5 protein-coding genes and 1 pseudogene are annotated in these 7,241 nt (G+C 34.2%); 3 read left to right on the top strand and 3 right to left on the bottom strand.

Going from position 1 to position 7,241, the window contains the following annotated elements; genetic code table 11:
• Window positions 1–1,060, bottom strand: a 1,060-nt coding sequence (locus C9E89_RS03860) for a tyrosine-type recombinase/integrase (protein WP_171405066.1), incomplete at its 3' end; no start/stop codon positions are given.
• 56 nt (window positions 1,061–1,116) lie between these two features.
• Between C9E89_RS03860 and C9E89_RS03855 the strand changes: the two are divergent.
• Window positions 1,117–2,259, top strand: a pseudogene (locus C9E89_RS03855) (flotillin domain-containing protein); the annotation flags it as partial.
• A gap of 94 nt (window positions 2,260–2,353) precedes the next feature.
• Here C9E89_RS03855 and C9E89_RS03850 read toward each other — a convergent pair.
• Window positions 2,354–2,770, bottom strand: coding sequence for a hypothetical protein (locus C9E89_RS03850; protein ID WP_107007108.1), 417 nt, complete (start codon window positions 2,768–2,770; stop codon window positions 2,354–2,356).
• A gap of 251 nt (window positions 2,771–3,021) precedes the next feature.
• Here C9E89_RS03850 and C9E89_RS03845 point away from each other — a divergent pair, with 251 nt between their 5' ends.
• Window positions 3,022–4,041 carry an ELM1/GtrOC1 family putative glycosyltransferase gene (locus tag C9E89_RS03845; protein ID WP_107007107.1) on the top strand — a complete coding sequence of 340 codons (1,020 nt, stop codon included), beginning with the start codon at window positions 3,022–3,024 and terminating at the stop codon, window positions 4,039–4,041.
• Between the two features lie 40 nt (window positions 4,042–4,081).
• Here the strand turns inward: C9E89_RS03845 and C9E89_RS03840 are convergent, their stop codons facing one another.
• Complete coding sequence (locus tag C9E89_RS03840; RefSeq protein ID WP_107007106.1) at window positions 4,082–5,785, bottom strand: M61 family metallopeptidase; 1,704 nt, start codon at window positions 5,783–5,785, stop codon at window positions 4,082–4,084.
• Between the two features lie 172 nt (window positions 5,786–5,957).
• Here C9E89_RS03840 and C9E89_RS03835 point away from each other — a divergent pair, with 172 nt between their 5' ends.
• Window positions 5,958–7,226, top strand: a complete 1,269-nt coding sequence (locus C9E89_RS03835) for a D-alanyl-D-alanine carboxypeptidase PBP6B (RefSeq protein WP_107007121.1) — start codon at window positions 5,958–5,960, stop codon at window positions 7,224–7,226.
• The last annotated feature ends 15 nt before the right edge of the window (window positions 7,227–7,241 follow it).

Raw genomic sequence — 7,241 nt, 5'->3', positions numbered from 1 at the left:
ATAGTCTATTTTTTCTATCCTCTAGCTCTTTTCTACTTGTATAAAATGGCTCTCCAAACTTAGTTAAAAATACATAGTTATTTTTATTCTTATAATAACTTTGAGTTGACCGTTCCTTCCACTCTTCTGAATTTATATAGTTATTCAACATCTCTAATAATTCAGTATGAAAAAAAATTATATATTTTTTATCATTTTTATTATCTATAGACTCACCACCACCAATCTCTATTTTTTTAAAACTCCCTTTTACTTTTTTACTAATCATCATATTCTTAATATCATTTACTCTTAATGTACAAATTGACTGAATTCTTGCTCCTGTAGTCAATGCTATGAGACATATTAATTGAAGTACTCTATTATTAGATGCTTTCAAATAACTTATAAAAATACTTTGCTCCTGCTCTGTTAAAGGATGTAGTTTTCTACCATCTTTAATAGAATCAGAAGTTTGAATAGCACGTGGTGCCCTTGGAATACTTAAATCGGATGAACGTACTACTTTTTTTTGAGTAAATCCTTTTTCATCCTCGAAATATATTCTTTTTTTCAATAGAGTATATGGTCTATTATCTAGTTCAGTAAAAGTGAAGATTTTGTTTTCAATGCAAAACTCATAGAAATCAACTATTCTATTTATTCTTTGACTAATAGTATTTCTACCAATTTTTTTATGCCCATTTAGCTTAAATTCCTTTTCTCTTTCTAATAGATCATGTCTATATCTAAAAGTAACCCTTTGTGCCTTTTTAATAGGTAAATGCAGCATATTAAGATTATTAGCTTCCATAAATCTTAAAAAGTCTAATAAATCGTTTCCAGCAGTTCTTAGTAAGGCCGAGGATCTATTTCTATCAGAGCGCAAAAAATCAATATATAAAGAAGCTTTATCCCAGACAGTACCATCACTCTTAAGAACGATTGGATAACTGGAACAATATTCTCCTGTCTCAATATGTTCATTTCTCTCTACATCATATTCAGTAGATCGGTATTCTCTAATCTTCTTACATTCAATTTTATTTTCTTTTTTACATTCATTATCAAACTTATCCATTTCAAGTAATTTCCTCAATTCCATAATTCATCTAGTTTACATTGATATTCCATATTTATAAGTATACATTGCCTCAAAATGCTTTTGATGCAGAAGGCTTAACTAAACTCACTGAAACGATTGAAGATCGTCGTAAAAAACGTAATGACATTGAACAAGATGCTGACCTCGCAATTAAAGCTAAAAATTTAGAAACCCAACAAGCACAATTGCAAATTTTACGTGAAGAAGAATATGCAAAAATGCAACAAGAACGTGAAATTTCAATTCGTAAAGCTGAACAATTGGCTGAAATAGCCTCTCAAGAAGCATCAAAAAAACGTGAAGCGGAAGAAGCTCGCATTGCAGCAGATCGTGAGGTTGAATTAAAACGTATTGCATCTGCTCGCGATGTTGAAAATGAAAATATTGTCAAAGCACAATTGATTCAAAAAGCACAAGTTGAACAAAAGAAAACCATTGAATTAGCAGAACAAGACCGTGCAATTGCGATTGCTGAAAAATCTCGTGCTGAATCTGAAGCAAAAGCACTCGCTGACCAAGCACGTGCTCAAGCAGTAAAAGCGGAAGAAGAAGTTTTAACTGTACGTGAAACGCAACGTGCTGAACGTGTTAAGGCTGTTGAACTTGTTGCTGCAAAACAAATTGCTGAAACAGATGCAATTGCCATTACAGTTGCAGCAGAAGCTGCAAAAAAAGCGGCAGCAGATGATGCTGAAGCAGTACGTATAGCCGCACAAGCTGAAGCTGAAAAAATTCGCCTCAAAGCAAAAGGTGAAGCTGATGCAAAAGTTCTTTTGGCTCAAGCACAAGAGAAACAGTATCAAGTTGATGCTGAAGGTACGCGCGCAGTAAACGAAGCCAATAATATTTTATCGACTGAACAAGTTGAAATGCAAATTCGCTTAGCTTTACTTAAGTATTTGCCTGAAATTATTCGTGAAAGTGTTAAACCAATGGAAAATATTGATGATATTAAAATATTACAAGTCAATGGCTTAGGTGGAATTGGTTCATCATCTAACACGACTGAAGGTGGCGCTGAACAAGGACAAGTTGCTTTGTCAGATCAAGTTGTCAATAGTGCTTTACGTTATCGTACTCAAGCACCTTTGATTGATAGCTTAATGAACGAATTAGGCATACAAGGTGGTGACATCAATGGTTTAACTCAAAGTTTAAAAGCAAAAACTGAGTAATCCAATAATTTAGAGTTAAAATGATCAGGTTGCTTTCAACATAATTAAATATCACCAAGATGTTTAACGTGATTTGCAACCTGTTCTATAAAAGTTACTTACATTTTCCTATCGTTTGCCCTTCCACACTACTCATATTAGATTTTAGTTTGACCAAAGATGAGCAATATAGTTTTCCTGAAATCATAGATTTATCAAGACTTAAAGCAGTAGAAACTTGGGCAGCATTTAAATCACCCTCAATGCTTGAGTTTATCAATTGAACTGCTTTAGCACTACTTGCCTGAACATTTCCACTGACTGAGGCATTATTTAAAATTAAACTCGCTCCTTTTTGTACATGAATATTTCCTTCAACAGCCGTGGCATTTAACTTACAAACTGCGCCAACAGGTACATTCAAATCATTGACGGCTGTATTGTTGAGTGTTTTTGTACACTCCGCAGCAAAACCAGTATTTGAAAATATCCATAAAGTGGTCACTGATAATAGTGTCACGATTTTGTTCATATTTCACTCCATGATTCACACTTCTTAATTTGTCTATTTATTATTCAATTTTTTCTTTTGATCAATATGACAAAATCTTAATCTTGTTGTTATTTATTGTGAAAGTAATATTCACATAAATCTTCTTCTTATAAATAAGTGATTTCCTAGATTGATTAAAATGATGTAAACAATTTTTAATCTAGACTTCAGCAGAGTTTAATAAAAGCTCTTTAGGCTATTTAGCACAAAGCTAAAACATAGGTCTACTCATGGTTGCATCTTCTCTTCATCAATCTGTATTAGTGATTCATGATGATCGAAAAGGTCATCTTAATCCGTCATTAGCTGTGGCTGAAATTATTCAAGAAAAATATTCTTGTCAGTTTCAAAAATATTTATTCTCGCAGCATTTAAATAAAAAATTAATTAGCTTATTTAAAAAAATTTCTCATTTTCCTTATTTATTCAAATTGTTAGGAAAACTTATTTTTAAAGTTGAACCACAAAATATAAAAGATATTGAAGTCATCATTTGTTCTGGAATGCCTAATTTAATTTATGCAGCTTATTTAGCACATCGATATAATATTTTACTTTTATACGTTGGAAACTTAAGAGGTTTTAATGATCAATTGATTGATTTTAGTATTACTGCACTTCCACAAAATGTGAATTGTAAACAAATTATTTTAAATACTCCTCCTGTTTCAGCAAAATTTAGTTCAGCAACCATACAACCAAACCATCAGGCAGTCTTACTCTTAGGTGGAAGTACTAAAGAATATCCATTCTCAAAACAACAATTCACAGAAATAATCACACATTTTGTTCATTTTACTCAAACAAAACAGCTTGAAGGCACGATTATTTGTTCACGACGAACACCTGAGTTGAGTGAAAAAGTACGATCTCTAGTTTTGGCTCAAAACATCAAAATTATTGATGCTCAGCAAAATATCGAAATTTATGAACAAATGATACAGAGTAAATTTATTTTCGTGACAGAAGATAGTATTACCATGTTATCGGAAGCAATCCATACAGGTGCGATTGTCACATCTATTTACTTAAATGAATTAGAAACAACTGATTTAATTGAAAAATATTTGGATAAAAAATATATTCAGCGAAAATCTATTCAACATTTAGGACAAATTTCTGAACATTACAGTTCATTTAACAGAACAGAACTAACTCAAACATTGATTCAACAACTGGCTCCATTTTATCATCATGGGCATTTTAAAAAGAATGAACTCGAAGCGAAAAAGCACAAAGTTTATGCATAAAAAAAGCACTCCGAAAAGTGCTTAATTTCAATCATTTAGATTAAGATTTTAACCATTTTTCGGCTTTACTTTGATCTGTAACCACCAATTCAACAGTGCTGAGATAAACTTCACCGCCTTGCAACTCAAATTGTAGTAATTCGTCACGACGGAAAGCATAAACAGTAAATGTACCTTGCTGTTTTGCATATTTATTTAACAGTTTTTCTGATGCCTTCAGCCCATCAATGGCAATAATGACATCATTGGCTGATAGACCTGCATTTGCACCAGCACCATCACGGCGTACCTGCTGAATCAATACACCTTCAGGTTTTTCAGCGACTTTCAAACCAAAAGCCAAAGTCTTTTCATTTTTCAGTTCAAACTGAATACCAAACTCTGGGAATAGCTGATCTAATGGCAATTCTTCAGTTGTATTAATCAAATGGTTAATCTGCTCACCCCAATGATCTCCTGTTAATTCCTGACAAATGTCAAAAATTGTACGTTCATTCACCTGAATGCCTTTTTGTGTATTTTCATACAATTTACGCATGACTAAATCTAGACTTGAACCTTTGATTCTTAAACCTAAATCTAAGCATAATGCCACCAAACATCCTTTATTATAGTAGCTTGTGCCTGCATTATTTGAGTTTTCATCTTGACGATAGAATTTAATCCACGCATCAAAACTCGACTCAGAAACAGTCTGAATAAAACGTCCTGGATTTTGCAAATAACGATCAATCTGTGTTTTGAGCAATTTTAAATAAGATGCTTGAGAAATCACACCACTACGATACAAAATTAAGTCATCATAATAAGATGTAAATCCTTCAAAAATCCATAATAAAGATGTCAGACTTTCTTTATTTAAATCATAAGTTGCTAAATTTTCAGGACGAATAAATTTAACTAACCATGAATGAAAATATTCATGACTACATAAGCCTAAAAAGCGTTGATAATCTGCCGAAGGTTCAGCAGGTTCATCAGCTTTGGGTAAATCATCACGTGGTGTGATTAAACTTGTACTATTTGGATGCTCTAGTCCACCATAACTATTGCCTGTTGCCATTGTCATAAATGTGTAGTTTTCAAATGGTGCTGAACCAAACATTTCGATTTCAGTACTACAAATTTTTTCAATGTCTTGTTTCATACGTTCAGCATTCATTGCATGCTGACCAGAAACCACAAATTCATGAGCAATTCCATGCGCCTCAAAGCTAAAACGTGTTTGATCAGCCAACTCAAACGGTGCATCAATCAATTGAGCATAATTGTCTGCTTTGAGCGTATAACGTCCTTTAACCAAACTTTTTGCAGACAAACCTGTCGCGATTTGGAAATGTTTTAATTCTTCAGGTAAAAATATTTCCAGTTCGATAGGTGAATGCTCTTGATCTTGCAACCCTAAGCAGACACAAGCAGGATTTACATAGAGTCGAGTTTGGTCAACATAGGCACCTCGTACAGACAAATCATAAGCATAGACGTCATATTCAACAGTAATAAGCTCATAATCGGTGTTATATAAACGCCACTGATTTTTTTCAAATTTGGTAATTTTAAGCTGGCGACCTGCTTCATCATAGGCTTTCATAGATTCGATATGCTTCGCAAATTCACGAATTAGGTAACTACCAGGAATCCACGTAGGTAAAGACAAAATTTGCGTTGGCTGAGCAAGAAAGCGCAAAGTAACATGAATAAGATGCTGACGATATTCGTCAAATTCAATTTGATAATGCAACATAAGCCGTATTCAAAAAAAATATTAAGGTAATTACTTCCAAGATTAACATTTTTTACAAAGTCGTGCTTTATTCGCGCGATTTCTTGATCATATTCACTAGCCAGCACAGAAAAAAAGGCATAGCATGCTGCTCTGCTTTCTCATGTATTCATCGGCTTTAAAGGTAACCCCGTTGAGAATTTTCACTTTCTTCATTGCGTTAATGAGCCTCGTTTGCTCCACGCTAGTGAATGCTGCTTTACTAAATATTAATCCCCTTTCTGTTGAAGCTGAAGCTTGGACAATCTTAGACACACAAACAGGTCAAACGATTGCTGAGCATAATAGTCATCTACAACGTGCCCCAGCCTCAATGACAAAAATGATGGTGGCTTATATTGCTTTAAAAGAAATAAAAGCAGGTCATTTAAAGAAAAATGAAATTCTTACTGCAACACCAGTCGTTAAAATGGTGCAATGGGATGAGTCCCAAATGTATCTTAAAGAAGGTGAACAGATTACGGTTGACCAATTGATCGCAGGTCTGATCGTCATGTCTGCAAATGACGCGGCTGTGACTTTAGCTGAACGTATTTCAGGTGATGTGCCAACTTTTGTCGCACGAATGAATCAGGAAGCTCAGGCTTTGGGCATGAAAAATACTCATTTTTCAAATGCGCCTGGTGTGACAATGCCTGACCATTTATCAACTGCACATGATATGGCTTTGCTTGGTGAAGCTGTCGCAGTGCAGACTCCAGACTACTTGCATTACTCAGTGCTACCAAGTTTTAGTTATAATCAGCGTTTTCACCATGCAACAAATTTGATTTTAAAAACAGATCCAAGTGTTGATGGCTTAAAAACAGGCTTTACTAAAGCAGCAGGTTATAATTTAGCTTTAAGCGCACACCGTCCTTCAGGACTCAGTATTGCACCAGAGCGACGCCTAATTGTTGTGGTTATGGGAACAAAAAATGCCGCAAAACGTGCAGAAGTTGCCCATAAATTACTCAACCTTGCTTATGCTTATACGCGTGATGAAGTCGTCATTGAAGATAAACAACTGATTGCGGAACTTCCAGTGGTCAAATCAACCTTAAAAATTTTTAAAGTTGAAGCCAAAAAACCGCAAATCGTGACCACAAGTTTATATAACAATCCGCAACCTATTGATTTAATGCTTTTTGACAACCTAAACTCTAAGATCATGCAAAATGATGCAACAGGTTTGTTAACAGCCATTGAACCGCTACAACATACAGAAACGCATTTAAATGTAGAACTCAATGAAGCATCATTAACCGCGCCATTGGCAAAAATGATGCACTTAGCGAAAGTCAATGTTTACCAAAATGATGCTTTATTACAATCTTTTGATATAGAAGATGACGTATACATTGAACAAGCATCTTGGTTTGAACGCCTTCTTGATTGGCTAAAAAACCTGTTTGGATTTTAAACAATAAAAAAATCC

This window comes from Acinetobacter sichuanensis (assembly GCF_003024515.2).
Taxonomy (GTDB): Bacteria; Pseudomonadota; Gammaproteobacteria; order Pseudomonadales; family Moraxellaceae; genus Acinetobacter; species Acinetobacter sichuanensis.
This window is presented reverse-complemented; position numbering and strand designations above follow the sequence as displayed.